Here is a 15,465-nt window from a genome sequence, read left to right as displayed (position 1 = left end):
ACAATTGGAAAGGCGTAGATATTGCGCATGACAACCACTGTGAAAGCATTAGAATAAGCGTATGGCAACCAAGCACGACACAGAAACCCTGCTGGAGCGGCAAGTGCTGAAGCCGCCACCGCTCTACCAGGTAGCCTTGCTCAATGACGACTACACCCCGATGGAATTTGTGGTGGCCATCATTCAGGAGTATTTCAACAAGGACCGTGAAACGGCGACGCAAATCATGCTCAGTGTTCATCGCTACGGCAAAGGAGTGTGCGGCGTGTTCTCTAAAGATATAGCGTGTACCAAAGTGGAGTTCGTTTTAACGCATGCGCGCAAGGCGGGGCATCCCCTGCAGTGCGTGATGGAGGAAGTATGATTGCGCAGGAATTAGAAGTAAGTTTGCACATGGCGTTTGTCGAAGCTCGGCAGGCACGGCACGAATTCATCACGGTTGAGCATTTACTGCTGGCACTGCTGGACAATCCCTCCGCTGCCGAGGTGTTGCGTGCCTGCGCGGTCAATATAGAAGACCTGCGCAAGACCCTCACCAATTTCATCGGCGATAACACGCCGACCGTGCCTGGCACGGGCGAAGTCGACACACAGCCGACGCTTGGTTTCCAGCGCGTGATCCAGCGCGCCATCATGCATGTCCAGTCCGCCTCGAATGGCAAGAAGGAAGTCACGGGCGCCAATGTGCTGGTGGCCATCTTCGGCGAAAAGGATTCGCATGCGGTCTACTACCTGCACCAGCAGGGCGTGACGCGCCTGGACGTGGTCAATTTCATTTCGCACGGCGTGCGCAAGGACCAGTCGACGGAAAGCGCGAAAGCCTCCGAAGGGGTGGAAGAAGCGCCTGTCGATGGCCAGCCGAAGGAAAGCCCGCTCGACCAGTTCACGCAAAACCTGAACAAGGCCGCTGCCGAAGGCAAGATCGACCCGCTGATCGGGCGCGAGGAAGAGGTCGACCGCGTGATCCAGATCCTGTGCCGCCGCCGCAAGAACAATCCGCTGCTGGTCGGCGAGGCGGGCGTGGGCAAGACGGCCATCGCCGAAGGCCTCGCTTACCGCATCACGCAAAGCGATGTGCCGGAAATCCTGCAGAATGCCGTCGTGTATTCGCTGGACATGGGCGCCTTGCTGGCTGGTACCAAATACCGCGGTGACTTCGAACAGCGCCTGAAAGCCGTGCTCAAGCAATTGAAGGACAATCCGAACGGCATCCTGTTCATCGACGAAATCCACACCATCATCGGTGCGGGTTCGGCGTCGGGCGGCACGCTGGACGCGTCCAACCTGCTGAAACCGGCACTGGCCAACGGTCAATTGAAGTGCATCGGCGCGACCACGTACACGGAATTCCGCGGCGTGTTCGAGAAAGACCATGCGCTCTCCCGCCGTTTCCAGAAAGTGGACGTCAACGAGCCGACCGTCGAGCAAACCGTGCAGATCCTGCGCGGTTTGAAATCGCGCTTCGAAGAGCACCATGGCGTGAAATACTCGGCCTCGGCCCTGTCGACGGCGGCCGAACTGGCGGCGCGCTTCATCAACGACCGCCATCTGCCCGACAAGGCGATCGACGTCATTGATGAAGCGGGCGCGGCACAGCGCATCCTGCCGAAGTCGAAACAGAAGAAAACCATCGGCAAGGCCGAGATCGAGGACATCATCGCCAAGATCGCGCGCATTCCGCCGCAAACGGTCAACCAGGACGACCGCAGCAAGCTGCAGACGATCGACCGCGACCTGCGCAATGTCGTGTTCGGGCAAGATCCCGCCATCGACGCGCTGGCGTCGGCCATCAAGATGGCTCGTGCCGGCCTGGGCAAGACAGACAAGCCGATCGGTTCCTTCCTGTTCTCCGGTCCGACGGGCGTGGGCAAGACCGAGGTGGCGAAACAGCTGGCCTTCATCCTCGGTATCGAGCTGATCCGTTTCGACATGTCGGAATACATGGAACGCCACGCCGTCAGCCGTTTGATCGGCGCGCCACCGGGCTATGTTGGTTTCGACCAGGGCGGCTTGCTGACGGAAGCGATCACCAAGAAGCCGCATGCGGTCTTGCTGCTCGATGAAATTGAAAAAGCCCATCCGGACATTTTCAATATCCTGCTGCAAGTGATGGATCACGGTACTTTGACGGACAACAATGGCCGCAAAGCCGATTTCCGCAACGTGATCATCATCATGACGACGAATGCGGGCGCGGAAAGCTTGCAAAAGACGTCGATCGGCTTCACGAATTCGAAGCAGGCTGGCGACGAGATGGCCGACATCAAGCGCATGTTCACGCCGGAGTTCCGCAACCGTATCGACGCGACCATCAGCTTCCGCGCGCTGGATCAGGAAATCATCCTGCGCGTGGTCGACAAGTTCCTGATGCAGCTGGAAGAGCAGTTGCACGAGAAAAAGGTCGAAGCCGTGTTTACCGAGAAGCTGCGTGCCTTCCTCGGCAAGAAAGGTTTCGATCCGCTCATGGGCGCGCGTCCGATGGCGCGTTTGATCCAGGACATGATCCGCAAGGCCCTGGCCGACGAACTGCTGTTCGGCCGCCTGGTGACGGGCGGACGGGTCACCGTCGACCTCGACGACAAGGACCAGGTCTTGCTGGAATTCCCGGAACCGCCAGACGCGGCGCCGACGGCAGCACCGGAAACGGTGGAAGTGGAATAAGCTTCCTGCTGTCAATAAAAACCCGCCCACGCAAGTGGCGCGGGTTTTTTTACGTTTTTGTGGGCAATAAAGAAGGTTTTAAGAAGGTTTTCTTTGGTCATAGTTATGCCAGAATTGCTGTCCGGTATCGACATGATGTCCATGCCACCTGACCGCTATCTGGATGCTCATATGAAAATTTCCCGCAATCTTAGCTTGCTCCTGTTGTCCGCCGGCCTGCTGGGCAACGCCACCGCTGCCTCTTCTCCTGCCAGCAGCTATTTCCGCTTTCCTGCCGTGCGCGGCGATACCGTGGTGTTTACCGCCGAAGGCGACTTGTGGAAAAGCAGCGTGCGCGGTGGCGCCGCGCAGCGCCTGACCACGCATCCCGGCTATGAAACGAACGCGGCGATTTCGCACGATGGCCAATGGATTGCCTTTTCCGCCGCCTATGAAGGGGCGCAGGAAGCGTATGTGATGCCGCTGGCAGGCGGCTTGCCGCGGCGTATTTCGTATGACAACGGCGGCGTGCTGGTCCTGGGCTGGACGGCGCAGGGCGAGGTGCTGGTCAGCACGCAAAACACGGATGGTCCCGCTTCGCGCCGCATCGTCGCCGCCATCGACCCCGTGAAACAGACGCGCCGCGTGTTTCCCGTGGCCGATGCCAACGACGCCGTGCTCGACGATGCAGGCAAGACGCTGTTCTTCACGCGTTTCGGCCTGGCCATGACCAACGACAATGTGCGCAATTACCGGGGTGGCGCGCATGCCACCCTGTGGCGCTATGAGCTGGGCGGCAAGGGCGAGGCCGTGCGCATGCATGCGGAACCTGCTGTATTGGCTGGCAACAACAAGCGTCCCATGTGGTGGCAAGGCCGCGTTTACTATATTAGCGACGCGGGCGGCAGCGACAATCTGTGGAGCATGCTGCCGGACGGTTCCGACCGCCGCGCATTGACGACGCACAAGCAATGGGACGTGCGTAATGCTTCCTTGGGCGATGGCAAGATTGTGTATCAATTGGGCGCGGACCTGCAGGTGCTGGACCTGGCGGCAGGGACGGACTCATCGCCATTGCCGATCAGCCTCGTATCCGACTTCGACCAGCAGCGCGCGCGCCAGATCCGCTCGCCGCTGGACACCTTGAGCAATGTGCAGCTGTCCGGCAAGGATGAGCGCATCATCCTGACGGCTCGCGGACGCGTCAGCATCGCCGGTACGGGCAGCATGCGCCGCGTCGATATCGCCATTCCCGAAGGGGCGCGGGCGCGCGACGCCGTCTTTTCCAGCGACGAAAAATCCGTCTTCGCCATCGTCGACACGAGCGGAGAGAATGAAATCTGGAAGTACGCCGCCGATGGCTCGGGCAAGGGCGAGCAGCTGACGACGCAGGGAGATAACCACCGCTGGAAACTGTACCCGTCGCCGGACGGGCGCTGGCTGGCCCACACGGACAAGAAGGGTCGTTTCTGGCTGCTGGACCTGGCGACCAGGGGCAACCAGCTGATCGACGACGCGGGCAAGGCGGGCGTGGACAAGCACGACGAAGTGCAATGGTCGCCCGACAGCCGCAACCTGGCCATCGTGCGCGTGGCCAGCAATGAGCAGCGCGAGCAGATCGGCCTGTACAACCTCGCGTCGAAACAGCTGCAGTTCGTCACCAGCGACCGCTATACCTCCGGTTCCCCCGTGTTCTCGCCCGACGGGCGATGGTTGTACTTCATGTCGGCGCGCAATTTCCAGCTGGCCAATGGTTCGCCGTGGGGCGACCGCAACATGGGCCCCGTGTTCGACAAGCGTATCGGCGTATATGCGCTGGCGCTGCAGCCGGGCAACCGTTTCCCGTTCCAGCCCGACGATGAACTGAGTCGCCCTGGCGTCAAGCCGGCCGAGACGGACGATGAGAAGGCGGCCGAACTGGCGGCGGAAAAGGCGTTGGAAAAGGCTGGCGGCAAGGGGGCCGTGAAAAAGGCGCCGGCCGCCTTGCCGGCCATCGTCAGCCAGGGCCTGGCCGAGCGCCTGTATGAAGTGCCGCTGGCGGCGGGCAATTACAGCGCGCTGGCCGCCGATGACAAGCGCCTGTATTTCCTCGAACGGGACAGCGGCGAGAACAAGTCCAGCCTGAAGACTTTGGCGATTGGCAATACCGGTTCCAAGCCGGAACTGCTGGTGGCCAACGTGCGTGAATTCGACCTGGCGCAGGATAAAAAGCATTTGTACTACCGCACGGCGGCAGCTACGGGACCGGGCGAGATGCTGGTGATCGAGGCGGGCGCCAAGCTGCCGTCCGACCTGTCGAAAGCCAAGGTCAAGGTTGACGACTGGACGTTTGTGTCGAATCCGCGCCTGGAATGGAAGCAGATGTTCAACGATGCCTGGCGCTTGCACCGCGACTTCCTGTACGACGCGAAGATGCGCGGCGTGAACTGGAAGGCGGCGCGCGACAAATATGCGCCGCTGGTCGAGCGGGTCACGGACCGCGCCGAACTCAATGATCTACTCGGCATGATGGTGGCCGAAGTGGGCGCGCTGCATTCGCAGATCCGTCCCGGCGAATTGCGCCGCACGGAGCAGGAAGGCACGCCTGCGGGCCTGGGCGCCGTGCTGGCGCGGACAAACGACGGTTATCGGGTCGAGCATGTCTACCGCAGCGAAGCGGAATTGCCCTCGGCGCGCGCGCCGCTGTCGCGCCCCGACGTGGATGTGAAGGCGGGCGACGTGATCACGGCCGTCAACGGCAAGGACGTGCTGGCCGCGCGCGATATCAGCGACCTGCTGCTGAACCAGGCCGACAAGCAGGTCTTGTTGCAGGTCAAACGGGGGAATGGCAAGGGCGCGCCGCGCGCCGTCATCGTCACGCCCGTCAACATGGCGAAACAGACGGCGCTGCGCTATGGCGACTGGGAATTGAGCCGCGCCGAGCAGGTGGCGGCCGCTTCGCAGGGGCGCATCGGCTACCTGCACCTGCGCGCCATGGGCCCGAATGACATCGCCTCGTTCGCGCGCGATTTTTACGCCAATATCAACCGCGAAGGTCTGATCATCGACGTGCGGCGCAACAACGGCGGCAATATCGACAGCTGGATCATTGAAAAACTGCTGCGCAAGGCCTGGGCCTACTGGGCGCCGCCGGGCGTGCAGCCATCGTCGAACATGCAGAACACCTTCCGCGGCCACCTGGTGGTGCTGGTCGATGAACTCACGTATTCCGATGGCGAGACCTTTGCCGCCGGCGTCAAGGCCCTGGGCCTGGCGCCACTGGTGGGCAAGCGCACGGCCGGCGCCGGCGTCTGGCTCAGCGACAATACGCGCCTGGCGGATAACGGCATGGCGCGCGTGGCGGAAAACGGCCAGTTCGGCATCGATGGCCAGTGGCTGATCGAAGGCGTGGGCGTGGTGCCGGACGTGGAGGTGGAAAACCCGCCGCACGCCACCTTCAATGGCGCCGACCGCCAGCTGGAAGTGGCGCTCGACATGCTGGCGAAAAAGCTCAAGGAGCAGCCGCGCCCCGCATTCCAGGCGCAGCCGATCCCCGCGCTGAAATAGCCCCGCTACAGGCCGCAGGCGGCCTTGAACTGTTGCGCGCGGCGGCGCGAGACCTCGACCACGCTGCCATCCAGCAGGTGCAGGTCGAGGCCATCGGCGCCGTTCGGTGACAGCTGCGCCACCTGCGCCAGGTTGACGATCTGGCGCCGGTTGGCGCGCAGGAACAGGGCGGGATCGAGTTTTTCTTCCAGCTGGTTCAGGGTGCGCAGCATCAGCGGACGCTGCACGCCGAAATGCACGCGCGTGTAGTTGCCTTCCGATTCCAGCAGGCGGATATCGTCAAACGCCACAAACCAGCAGCGTTCCCCATCCTTGATGAAGACCTTGCGCGGCGCAGGCGGCGGCACGGCTTGCGCCCGCGCTCCGGCACGCGCCAGCGCCGTGGCCAGGCGCGCCGCCTGCACGGGTTTTTGCAGGTAGTCGAGGGCGCTGACCTCGAATGCCTGCAGCGCGTACTGGTCGAAGGCCGTGCAAAAGATGACGTCGGGCGCATCGTCCAGCGCGGCCAGCAGGTCGAAGCCGGAGCCGCCCGGCATCTGCACGTCGAGCAGCAGCAGGTCGGGGCGCAGCTTACCGATCTGCGTGATGGCGTCGGCCGCGCTGGCCGCCTCGCCCACGATTTCCACGGCACCTTGCTGCACATGCGGCGCCAGCAGGCGCCGCAGCTCGGCGCGCGCCAGGCGCTCGTCATCGATCAGCAGTATCTTGAGCGGCTGGCCGTTCATGCCAGTTCCGACAAGTGGATGGTGGCGTGTACCCAGCCCGCCTGTTCGCACAGTTCCAGGCTGGCGCGCTCGCCGCAGGCCAGCTGCAGGCGCTGGCGCGCATTGCGCAGGCCGATGCCGGTGGAGCCGGACGCGCTGCGCAGCCTGCCCGTGTTGGCCACCTCGATCTGCAGCGTATCCATGCCAGCGCCGCGCCGCGCCGCGATGCGGATGTCGCCGCCATCGGCACTCGCTTCGACGCCATATTTGACGGCATTTTCCACCAGCGTTTGCAGGGCCATGGGCGGCACGCGCACGAGCTCCAAGCCGGGGGCGATGTCGAAGCTGACGCGCAGGCGTTCCTCGAAGCGACTCTGTTCGATGGCCAGGTAGGCGCGCACGGCCTCCAGTTCTGCCGCCAGCGGCACGGTGGCGTGCTGGCTGGACTGCAGCGCATGGCGCATCAGGTTGGCCAGCTGGTCGATCATGTGCGCGGCCGCTTCGCGGTCTTCGAAGATCAGCGCGCGCACGCTATTGAGGCTGTTGAAGAAAAAATGCGGATTGACTTGCGCCTGCAGGGCACGCAACTGGGCATCCTTGGCCAGCACTTCCAGGCGCAGCGCCTCGGCCTCGAAACGGCTGGCGCGGCGCAGCGACAGCGCGGTGAAGTAGAACACCGTCCAGGTCAGGAATACCCCGAACCAGAACAGCAGCGCGCCGGGCAGCCAGGCGATGCCGCGGATGGTATCCGGTGGATACATGACGTGGAAGGCGGCCGTCACGCTGGCCGTCTGGATGGCGGCCAGCACGATCAGCGACGGTACGATGCGTCGCCAGCGCAAGCCGTTCACCGCCCAGCCGCGCCGGCGCAGGACGCCATGCCACAGGTGCGACAGCAGCAGCCCGCCCAGCGAGCCCCAGCTGGCAATGGTCACGACGATGCGCAGCTGCGTGGAGCCGCCATACACGCTGTTGAACAGGGTGAGCGCGCCCCAGCCGACCAGCTGGAAGGTCCAGTACCAGTTGATCCTGGCCAGCGGCGGCGGCCGATGCAAGGGTGCGTTCATCGCCTAGTCCAGGAACTGTTCGATGCGCGCCTGCATCCAGTCCGGCTGGTCGTACATGATGAAGTGGCGTGCCGTGTCGGCCAGCGCGACTTTTACGCCGGGCAGCTGGGCATACTGCTGCTGGAAGGTCGCTTCGATGGCGGCGCGCGGCGCATAGTCCTTGTAGGCGATCCAGGTACCCAGCACCAGGGTTGGCGATTTTATTTTCGCCACGTCCTGGCGCAGGTCGCTGGCCACCAGGGTGCCCATGGCCTTGATCACCGTCTCGCGGTCCGAGCGCTGGCCCCAGCCGATGATGCGCTCCACGTCGGCCGGCGCGCTGGCCATGCTGCTTACCGTGCGGCGCTGGCTGGCGGCGTAGGTGGCGCCATCCTGCGCGCGCATGGCCGATTGCATCTGCGCAGCCATGGCTTGCAGCTGCGGCGGCGTGATGGAGGGCAGCTGCGTCGCGCCCAGCGCCGGCAGCGAGTCGACGATCACCAGCTTGCCCGTTTGGTCAGGATGGTCGATGGCCATTTTCAACGCCAGGAAGCCGCCCAGGCTATGCCCGATGATGGCCGGCTGGCCCAGTTTTTGGGTGCCGATGTAGTCGGCCAGTTGTTGCTCGGCCTGCGCCAGCAGGTCGCCCTCGATGGGCGCCACGCCGGCAAAGCCGGCCAGTGTCAGCACGTGGCATTGGCGTGCGGCTTGCGGGCCGCACAGGCGCGCCACCGTGCCTTGCCAGACTTCGCCGGAAGACGCCAGGCCGGGAATCAGGACCAGGGGACGGCCTTGTCCTGTGACCTCGACCTTGAATGCCGCGGGCGCGGCGGCCTGGCTGGCGCCTGCCAGCAGCGCGGTACTGAGTAAGATCAATGTTTGCAGTGTTCGTTTCATGGGGTGTTCCTCCTTGACGACCATGCTAGCGGCGCAGGGGCGCGGCTGCCAGCGCTGCGGGATGAGCGGCGCCAGGGCGGGATGAGTGGTTCAGATCCACGCATCCTGGTCCTGGCAGTGCTCCGGGAGGTAGGTCAGGTACTGCACCATGCGCGGCGCCGGGCCGCGGTTGGGCGTGGCGCAATGGGGCAGGGCCTGGTGCCAGATGATGAAATCGCCGGCCATGCCTTCGACGGGCACGGGCCGCAAGTCCTCGACGGCCCATTCGCGCGGCTGGCGGCCCGGCGGTACTTGCCGCAGCCAGCCGGCCATGTGGTGCTGGAAGCCGGGCACGCAGTGAAAGGCGCCGTGCTGCGCCGGACAGTCGCTCAGGTACAGCATGCCTTGCAGCTTGAAGGGAACCGGCTGTTGCAGGCTGACGTCCCAGTGCAGGGCGCTGCCAAGGAAACGGTGCTGCGGCGTTTCCGGCGGATTGAAGCTCACCTTGTCGATGCTGGCGTAGATGCCGGTGCCGGCGCCGATGCCGGTGTCATATAGCTGCTGACAGGCGTGGCGTATGTGCGCGCAGTGGCGGTTTTCCTCGAGGGCCGGATGGTCGGAAAACTGCAGCATCAGGCCCCGCTTGCCCGGGTGCGGCCGGTACCACGATGCCATATCATCGGGGCTGGCGCCCAGGTATTCCCATATCGCCGTTTGTGCGGCGACGCACTGCGCGCGCGGCACGGCGCCGCGCAGCACCAGGTAGCCGTGCTCATCGAAATGGCGCAGTTCGGCGGCCGACAGCACGTCCTGATGCGCGCTGGCGGCGTGCGCCGGGCGGACGCGCGTGCGGCCGGCCAGCCACGCCTGGAAGGCTTCCAGCGTAGGGCGTTGCTGGAACAGGAACTGCATGGCGTCTTCCATAAAAATGCCGCGCGCATACAGCGCCTTGATGTCCCGGTGGTCGCGCGCCAGTCCCTGGCTGCCGGCCGCGCCGCCGTGTCCCGTGCAGCGTTGCCATAATTCGTGCAAGTGAGGCCAGTCGTCCATGGTGTCTTTTGTCTGGTTGAAGAAATCAGCCGGTGCGCAGGCGGCGCCACAGGGTGGTGCGGCTGATGCCGAGGTAGTGGGCGGCGGCGTCGCGGCGTCCGCCAAAGCGCGCCAGCACGGCGCTGGCGCTTTCGTCTTCCGGGCGCGGCGCGATGGCGGCGGCCGGCGCCGGCAGCGGCACCGGCGTGCCGGCAGCATTGGCCAGTTCCGGCGCCACGCCCAGCACGAAGGCGGGCGTCAGCGCCTGCAGCGGTTCGGCGGCCAGGAACAGGGCCAGGCGCTCGGCCAGGTTGCGCAGTTCGCGCACGTTGCCGGGCCAGTCGTAGCGGCGCAGCAGCGGCGCGCAAGCCTGGATTTCCGCATGCAGGTTGGGGTGCGGACGGGCGCCCAGCGCGGCCAGCGCGTTTTTCAGCGACCACTCGGCCAGGCCGGGAATGTCGCTGGCGCGTTCGCGCAATGCGGGCAAATGCAGGCGCAGCACGGCCAGGCGGTAGAACAGGTCGGCGCGGAAGCGTCCTTCGCGGATGCGCTGTTCCAGGTCGCAATGCGTGGCGCTGATGATGCGTACATTGATGGCGATGGGCCGCGTGCCGCCCACGCGCACCACTTCGCGCTCTTCCAGTACGCGCAGCAATCGCGTTTGCAGGGCCAGCGGCATTTCGCCGATTTCGTCGAGGAACAGGGTGCCGTGGTTGGCCGCCTCGAACAAGCCCGCATGGCCGCCCCTGCGTGCACCCGTGAAGGCCCCATCCTCGTGGCCGAACAGTTCCGATTCCAGCAGGGATTCGGCGATGGCGCCGCAGTTGATGGCGATGAAGGGGCGGTTCGCGCCCAGGCTGCGCGGGCTTTCGCGATGGATCGCCTGCGCCACCAGTTCCTTGCCGCTGCCCGTTTCTCCCTGGATCAGCACCGTTGCCGGCGAGCGCGCATACAGCACCACCGACTGGCGCAGCGCTTCCATCGCTTCCGACTCGCCGCGCAGATCGTGCAGGCCGTGCCGCGCGCGCAGGGTGTCGGCCACTACCGTGCGGCGTCCCCGGTTCGATTCGATCTGGGTCAGGCGCGCCAGTTCCAGCGCATCGTCGAAGGCGCGCCGGATGGCCGTGGCCGAATACACGAAGACGGCGGCCAGTCCCGCCTCTTCGGCCAGGTCGGTGACGAGGCCCGCGCCGACGACGGCTTTGACGCCGGCCGCCTTCAGTTCATTGATCTGCGCGCGCGCGTCTTCCTCGGTGGCATAGGTACGCTGAAAGATCTGGAAGCCGAAGGTGGCGGCAAATTCCGCCAGTTCCGGCATCGGGTCCTGGTAGGTGACGACGCCGATGTGCGGCGAGATGCGCCGCGCGCGCGCCAGCGCCTGCATCACGTCGTAGCCGCTGGCCTTGGCGATGATGACGGGTACCGACAGCCTGCCTTTCAGGTAGGCGCCGTTCGAACCGGCCGCGATGACGGCGTCGCAGCGCTCCGTGGCCATGCGTTCGCGGATGTGGCGCACGGCGTCGTCGAAGCCCAGGTTGATCGGTTCGATCGTCGCCAGGTCGTCGTATTCGAGCGTGATGTCGCGGAACAGGTCGAACAGGCGCGAGACGGAGACGGTCCAGATGACGGGTTTGTCGCGGTGGTCGAGCGGAGGTTGGGGAGGGCGGCGCATGCTTTATTCTAAACGATTTGTTTCATTTTTCAGCCATGCAACGGCGTTGCAACGGGCGTGTTGCAAGTGGTCTGTGGTGTTTCAGATATTGCCAATAAGGAATATGAAAAAACCCCGGGAAACTGGTTTATGATCTAGCAGCACCATGATGCTTGGAAGAATATTTGCCCAGGCGCATGTTTATCTTGTCCTTAACCATCCCATGGTGTCCATGAACCGCGTACCGACCAGTCCCGATTTCATCGCCGATGCCTTGCAACTGATCGCCTTGCCGGCCTGCGCCTGCGATGCCTGCGGCATGGTGGTGGCCGCGAATGGCGCCTTGCAGGCCCTGCTGGGGCGGGATATGGCGGGCCGGTTGCTGGCCGACTGCTTTACGGACGCTTACCGCGCGTCGAGCACCAGCATGCTGCGCGGTACGCTTGGCGCGGCCGGGCGCGAGCGGCACTGGGACAGCAGCCTGGAAGGGGAGGCGGGCGCCATCGCCGTGCAGGTCTGGTCGCGGCCCTTGCTGGTGGACGATGGCTTGCCCGGTGCGACTCTCGTGTTTGCCGACATCAGCGTGCAGCAGCGCGACCAGCAAGCCTTGCGCAAGACCTTGCTTGAGCAGCAGGCGATCCTGGAAAGCGCGGCCGTCGGCATCGTCTTTTCCAAGGGCGGCTTCATCGAGGAGTGCAATATCCGCGCCGCCGAGATGCTCGGCTACGCGCGTCACCAGCTGACGGGCATGCCGGGCGCAGTGCTGTACCGCTCCGCCGAGCATTGCCGCGCCCTGGGGCTGGAAGCGGCGCCGCTGCTGTCGAAGGGCAAGCCGTACCGCACGGAACTGGAATTGCGGCGTCAGGATGGCACCCTGTTCTGGAGTCGCCTGCACGGGCGCGCCGTCGATCCCCTCAATACGCATGACGGCACGGTCTGGATCATCGAAGACATCAGCGACCACCGGCGCGATGAAGACCAGCTGCGGCGCGCCATGCTGGAAATGCAGGCGGTGATGGATAACGCGCCCTTGGCCATCGGTTTTCAGCGCGACAAGGGCGTGCTGCGCTATAACCGGCGCTTCGCCGAATGCTTCGGTTTTGACGGCGACAGCGGCGTGGGCCTGGCCGTCGCCGACCTGTATCCGTCGCGCGCGGCGTATGACAATGTCGTGCGCCAGGCCGCACCGCTGCTGCGGCGCGGCTTGCCGTTCCAGGGCGAGATGGAGATGCGCCGCCGCGACGGCTCCACGTTCTGGGCGCTGGCGTATGGCTATGTGCTGAATCCCGAGAGCCAGTCCGACCGCGCGCTGCGCGACACGATCTGGCTGTTCGACGACCGCAGCGCGCAGAAGGCGGCCGAGGAGGCGACGCGCCAGCTGATGCTCGAGCAGCAGGCTATCCTCGACAATGCCTCCGTCGGCATCCTGTTTTCCCGTTCGCGCCTGATCCTGCGCTGCAATCCCCGTTTCGCCGAAATGTTCGGCTACGCGCAGGAGGAGATGACGGGCCTGCCCGCCGCTGAACTGTTTCCGTCGCCCGCCGCCTACGAGGAGTTTGGCGTGCAGGCCACGCCGCTGCTGGGACAGGGCTTGCCTTACGAGCAGGATGAATCGCTGTTCCGCCGCCGCGACGGCAGCCTGTTCTGGTGCCGCATCCGCGCCAAGGCCGTCGACCAGACGCACAGCGAGCAGGGCGCCATCTGGATACTGGAAGACATCACGGCCAGCCGCCAGACGCAGATGGAAGTGGCGGCCATCATGACGAATGCCTCGGTGAGCATCCTGTATACCAAGAACCGCCTGATCACGCGCTATAACCTGGGCTTTGCCGCGATGTTCGGCTATAGCGGCGACGAGGCGCTGGGCTTGCCCGGGCGCGCGCTGTACGTGTCGCAGCAATCGTACGAGCTGCTGGGCGCGGCGGCCTTCCCCTTCCTGTCGGTGGCCAAGCCCTTCCAGACGGAAGTGGAAATGATGCGCCGCGACGGCAGCACCTTGTGGGCGCAGCTGATCGCCTATGTCGTCAATCCGGACGATCCCGCCGCCGGCACCATCTGGATCATCGAGGACCGCACGGAAGCCAAGCGCGCCGAAGAATCCCTGCGCAACGCGCTGCTGGAAAATCAGGCCATCCTGGACAGCGCCGTGCTGGGCATCTCGGTGATAGAGGGCGGCTACAATTTGCGTGCCAACAGCAAGATGGAAGAGCTGTTCGGCTATGGACCGGGTGAAATAAACGGCCTGTCGGTGCAGGCCCTGTATCCGGACATGGCCGCGTGGAAGGTGGCGCGCGGCGAGACGGCGCGCGATTTCGATGCGGGACGCGTGCACATGTCGGAATACCAGCTGGTGCGCAAGGATGGCAGCCGCTTCTGGGCGCGCCTGTCCGGCCGGCCGTTCGACCTGGCGCATGCGCATGGCCGTTCCGTGTGGCTGGTCGACGACGTGACGGCGCGCCGCGAGGCGGCCGAGGCGGTGCGCCGCGCGCGCGACGAGCTGGAATTGCGCGTGCAGGAACGCACGGCCGAACTGGCCGGCGCCAACCTGCTGTTACAGGGCGAGATCGTCGAGCGGCGCCAGGCCGAGGCGCGGGTGCACCACATGGCCTATCACGACAACCTGACAGGCTTGCCGAACCGCGCGTTGCTGTCGGACAGGCTGGAACGGGCCATGCTGGCCTCGCAGCGTTCCGGGCGCAAGCTGGCCGTGATGTTCATCGACCTGGACCGCTTCAAGACCATCAACGATTCGCTGGGCCACATGACGGGCGACCTGCTGCTCAAGGAAGTGGCCGCCCGGCTGTGCGGCGCCGTGCGCGCCAGCGACACGGTGGCGCGCCTGGGCGGCGACGAATTCGTCGTGCTGGTGCCGGGCATCCGCGGCAGCGACGAAGCGGCGCGCGTGGCCGAGAAGATCATCGAAGCGCTGACACCCGCCTTTCCGCTCGACGGCCATGTGCTGCACGTGACGCCGTCGATTGGCATCTGCCTGTATCCGGACGATGGCGGCGACGTCGACGCCCTGATGCGCCATGCGGATGCGGCCATGTACCACGCCAAGGGCAATGGCCGCAATAACTACCAGTTCTTCACGCAGACGATGAACCAGGCGGCGGCCTTGCACTTCGACCTGGAAAGCAGCTTGCGCACGGCGTTGGCGCTGCAGCAGTTCGAACTGTTTTACCAGCCCGTCATCGATATCGCCACGCGCCGGCTGCACGGCATGGAAGTGCTGCTGCGCTGGCGCCGCCCGGGCCACGGCCTGGTGCTGCCGGACCGCTTCATTCCCATCATGGAGGAAAACGGCCTGATCGTGCCGGTGGGCGAATGGGTGATGCGCCAGGCCTGCGAGCAAAGCATGGCCTGGCAGCGCCAGGGCTTGCAGCCCGTGCCCTTGGCGGTGAATCTGTCGCCGCGCCAGTTCATGCACAAGGGCCTGGTGGCGGCGATTGGCGCCGTGGTGCGGGAAACGGGCATCGACCCGGCGCTGCTGGAATTCGAGATCACCGAGACGGCGCTGATGCAGCACGGCGAGCATACGCTGGAGATTTTGCGCCAGATCAATGGCATGGGCTTGCGCCTGTCGATCGACGATTTCGGCACCGGCTATTCCAGCCTGGCCTACCTGAAGCGCTTCCCCGTGAAGAAGGTCAAGATCGATCGCGCCTTCATCAAGGATCTGGAGCACAGCGGGGAAGACCGCGCCATCGTGGCGGCCATCATCGCGCTGGCCGACAGCCTGCAATTGTCGGCCGTGGCCGAGGGCGTGGAGACGGAAGAGCAGTTCGCCCTGCTGCAGGCGAACGGCTGCCGCTATGCGCAGGGCTATCTGTTTTCCGCGCCAGTGCCTGCCGTGAACGCGCAGGCCTTGCTGGAGCGGATAGCCGTTAGCTAGTCAATCGTCGCCACGACTGGCGCATGGTCGGACGGCTGTTCCCACTTGCGGGGCGAGTGCTCCACTGTCGATGATGCG

At 64.8% G+C, this 15,465-nt stretch carries 9 protein-coding genes; 4 read left to right on the top strand and 5 right to left on the bottom strand.

Annotated features, from left to right (window positions below; all coding sequences use genetic code 11):
• Positions 1–61: 61 nt before the first annotated feature.
• The 3 genes from clpS (at position 62) to CSQ92_RS19510 (ending at position 6,186) form a co-directional block, all read left to right on the top strand.
• Positions 62–364, top strand: a complete 303-nt coding sequence (gene clpS / locus CSQ92_RS19520; RefSeq protein ID WP_034751577.1) for an ATP-dependent Clp protease adapter ClpS — start codon at positions 62–64, stop codon at positions 362–364.
• A complete protein-coding gene (gene clpA, locus CSQ92_RS19515; protein WP_034751575.1) occupies positions 361–2,661 on the top strand; it encodes an ATP-dependent Clp protease ATP-binding subunit ClpA in 2,301 nt (766 codons plus the stop codon). Before clpS ends, clpA begins: the two co-directional genes overlap by 4 nt.
• A gap of 171 nt (positions 2,662–2,832) precedes the next feature.
• Positions 2,833–6,186, top strand: a complete 3,354-nt coding sequence (locus tag CSQ92_RS19510) for a S41 family peptidase (RefSeq protein WP_257219287.1) — start codon at positions 2,833–2,835, stop codon at positions 6,184–6,186.
• A gap of 5 nt (positions 6,187–6,191) precedes the next feature.
• Here the strand turns inward: CSQ92_RS19510 and CSQ92_RS19505 are convergent, their stop codons facing one another.
• The 5 genes from CSQ92_RS19505 to prpR all read right to left on the bottom strand — a co-directional run bounded on the left by CSQ92_RS19505 (position 6,192) and on the right by prpR (position 11,513).
• Entirely contained in the window at positions 6,192–6,911 is a 720-nt protein-coding gene (locus tag CSQ92_RS19505; RefSeq protein ID WP_099395132.1) for a LytR/AlgR family response regulator transcription factor, read from the bottom strand.
• Positions 6,908–7,957: a sensor histidine kinase gene (locus CSQ92_RS19500; RefSeq protein WP_070282789.1), complete on the bottom strand. Its 1,050-nt coding sequence runs from the start codon at positions 7,955–7,957 to the stop codon at positions 6,908–6,910. The genes CSQ92_RS19505 and CSQ92_RS19500 overlap by 4 nt, the downstream gene beginning before the upstream one ends.
• Positions 7,958–7,960: 3 nt before the next feature.
• Positions 7,961–8,833 carry an alpha/beta fold hydrolase gene (locus CSQ92_RS19495; protein ID WP_070282846.1) on the bottom strand — a complete coding sequence of 291 codons (873 nt, stop codon included), beginning with the start codon at positions 8,831–8,833 and terminating at the stop codon, positions 7,961–7,963.
• Between the two features lie 90 nt (positions 8,834–8,923).
• Positions 8,924–9,862, bottom strand: coding sequence for a phytanoyl-CoA dioxygenase family protein (locus tag CSQ92_RS19490; RefSeq protein WP_099395131.1), 939 nt, complete (start codon positions 9,860–9,862; stop codon positions 8,924–8,926).
• A gap of 25 nt (positions 9,863–9,887) precedes the next feature.
• On the bottom strand, positions 9,888–11,513 hold the full coding sequence (prpR, locus tag CSQ92_RS19485; protein ID WP_099395130.1) for a propionate catabolism operon regulatory protein PrpR: 1,626 nt from the start codon (positions 11,511–11,513) through the stop codon (positions 9,888–9,890).
• 211 nt (positions 11,514–11,724) lie between these two features.
• Between prpR and CSQ92_RS19480 the strand changes: the two genes are divergently transcribed.
• Positions 11,725–15,387, top strand: a complete 3,663-nt coding sequence (locus CSQ92_RS19480; protein ID WP_099395380.1) for a sensor domain-containing protein — start codon at positions 11,725–11,727, stop codon at positions 15,385–15,387.
• Positions 15,388–15,465 lie beyond the last annotated feature (78 nt).

It is taken from the genome of Janthinobacterium sp. BJB446 (genome assembly GCF_002735655.1).
GTDB classification, from domain to species: domain Bacteria; phylum Pseudomonadota; class Gammaproteobacteria; order Burkholderiales; family Burkholderiaceae_D; genus Janthinobacterium; species Janthinobacterium lividum.
The sequence above is the reverse complement of the archived record's forward strand: the minus strand, read 5'-3'. Positions and strand labels throughout refer to the sequence as shown.

What these genes read in the sequence shown, in the direction of transcription:
- clpS (WP_034751577.1), top strand. Translation starts at nt 62, where the DNA reads ATGGCAACCAAGCACGACACAGAAACCCTGCTGGAGCGGCAAGTGCTG.
- clpA (WP_034751575.1), top strand. Translation starts at nt 361, where the DNA reads ATGATTGCGCAGGAATTAGAAGTAAGTTTGCACATGGCGTTTGTCGAA.
- CSQ92_RS19510 (WP_257219287.1), top strand. Translation starts at nt 2,833, where the DNA reads ATGAAAATTTCCCGCAATCTTAGCTTGCTCCTGTTGTCCGCCGGCCTG.
- CSQ92_RS19505 (WP_099395132.1), bottom strand. Translation starts at nt 6,911, where the DNA reads ATGAACGGCCAGCCGCTCAAGATACTGCTGATCGATGACGAGCGCCTG.
- CSQ92_RS19500 (WP_070282789.1), bottom strand. Translation starts at nt 7,957, where the DNA reads ATGAACGCACCCTTGCATCGGCCGCCGCCGCTGGCCAGGATCAACTGG.
- CSQ92_RS19495 (WP_070282846.1), bottom strand. Translation starts at nt 8,833, where the DNA reads ATGAAACGAACACTGCAAACATTGATCTTACTCAGTACCGCGCTGCTG.
- CSQ92_RS19490 (WP_099395131.1), bottom strand. Translation starts at nt 9,862, where the DNA reads ATGGACGACTGGCCTCACTTGCACGAATTATGGCAACGCTGCACGGGA.
- prpR (WP_099395130.1), bottom strand. Translation starts at nt 11,513, where the DNA reads ATGCGCCGCCCTCCCCAACCTCCGCTCGACCACCGCGACAAACCCGTC.
- CSQ92_RS19480 (WP_099395380.1), top strand. Translation starts at nt 11,725, where the DNA reads ATGAACCGCGTACCGACCAGTCCCGATTTCATCGCCGATGCCTTGCAA.